We start from the raw sequence: 1,720 nt of genomic DNA, 5'->3' as shown, positions 1-1,720 counted from the left end.
ATATTATTCTAACATTTTTAAACCCTTTTATCTAAATGCTCTTATTAATTTAATTTAAAAGTTAATTGCTAAGAGTGTTTTTTATGTACAAAATAATTTTAATATTATATATTTAAATAAACTACAAAAGAATGGAGGAATTTTAGGTGAAAATTAGAATCCACGAGAATACTATTAAACATATTAAAGATATGTTAGCTAATAGTGATAAAGATGCTGTAAGAATAAAATCAAATGGAGCTTGCTGAGGAGGCTTAGATCTTGAAGTTGTTCTGGATGAACAACGTGAAAATGACTCTGTTGTAATAGATCAAGGAATTAAAATAGTAGTTGATAATAAAATTGCAAAATTTTTTACTGATGCCACTATTGAATATAAAAATACTTTTTTTGGTTATAAATTTAAAGTTTATTAAATTTATTTAATAAACTTTAAATACTTAACCTAAATAAGGTAAAGCTAGAGCTTTACCTTACTTTTATCATAGTACAAAAAGCTTTTTATTCTAAACTATAGATGTTGCTTTAATCTATCATAATATACACCATACCACAAACCTGTACCACTAGTTATTAAATTTTGTATTTTAAACTTATCCATGAGAATACTATAAATATTTAATCCTAATCTACAAGTTATCTCTTTATCTACACTCATAATCTGCTTAAAATCACATTTATTACAAGTACAATTTATATGTAATGCTTTAGCTAAATGTCCTACTGTAGGATATTTATTTTTTATTAAATTATCATAATGAATTAATTTACTTTTTATTTGCTTTCTCGTAAGTCTTATTCCATGATGATTTTTGTTACCTTTTTTTCCACTAACTGTAGTTATAGTAGTCCCTACTGTTAAGCATTTAGTTCCCTTATTTATATAAATAAATCTATAGTTCCATAACTTAGCTTTAACATAATTATCTATTTTTTTTAAAGCTATTTCTATAGGAGTATCATAGGAAAATTCTCTAATTAATTTATTTCTAAGATATAACGTCCCAAAATTTAAACTATCTGCTTTTTTAACTTGTCCATTTTTAAATAAAACTAATTCTGTAGAGCCACCACCTAAATCTATTAAAAAAATATCTCCACCTTCATCTAATAAATTTTTAGAACTAAAATTTATAGCATTTAAAGTTGCTTTTGCTTCTTGTCTTTTTGATAAAATAGTAACCTCTAATCCACACTCATAACGAATAAGTTTTATTATATCATTTTTATTTTTAGCAGTTCTATATGCTGCTGTTGCTATACAATAAACTACATGAACATTTTTTGTTTTCATAAATTCTATATATTTATTTATTTTAGGAATAACCTGCTTTTTAAAAAAATCTAAATCCATGTAATTATCATCATTTAGGCCATCTCCTGTATTAGTTAATATTCCATTCCTATAAAATAAGTTAAAGTTAAATCCTTGTGCCTTTATTCGTTCTACATCCCCTATTAGAAGCTTAACTGCTTTAGTACTTAACTCTAAAATTGCAATATTTTTTTCTTCTTTACGCCTTTCATCTAAAATATTTTCCATATTATTAAAACCCTACTCTCTTTGATTATTTTATAAATTTATTTAATAGAGTTTATTCATTTTCTAGGTTTATATTATGTTCTGACCACACTTATTTGTATTTATTTTATAATTTTTTTATAAAAATTACAAATTCCAACCATTACTATTATTTTACATACTTCTTAATATATAAGG

The 1,720-nt window shown here is 23.5% G+C and carries 1 protein-coding gene; it reads right to left on the bottom strand.

What is annotated here, in order from left to right:
- Window positions 1–511: 511 nt before the first annotated feature.
- The gene (locus tag GBZ86_RS15580; RefSeq protein WP_152892182.1) at window positions 512–1,543 is read right to left on the bottom strand and encodes a Ppx/GppA phosphatase family protein; all 1,032 of its coding nucleotides are present in this window, start codon (window positions 1,541–1,543) and stop codon (window positions 512–514) included.
- Window positions 1,544–1,720: the final 177 nt, after the last annotated feature.

This window comes from Clostridium tarantellae (assembly GCF_009295725.1).
Lineage (GTDB): Bacteria > Bacillota > Clostridia > Clostridiales > Clostridiaceae > Sarcina > Sarcina tarantellae.
Note: the sequence above shows the minus strand (reverse complement) of the source record. Positions and strands in the feature narration are given on the sequence as shown.

Excerpts from the sequence above, each read along its gene's own strand:
- GBZ86_RS15580 (WP_152892182.1), bottom strand. The coding sequence starts at position 1,543 with ATGGAAAATATTTTAGATGAAAGGCGTAAAGAAGAAAAAAATATTGCA.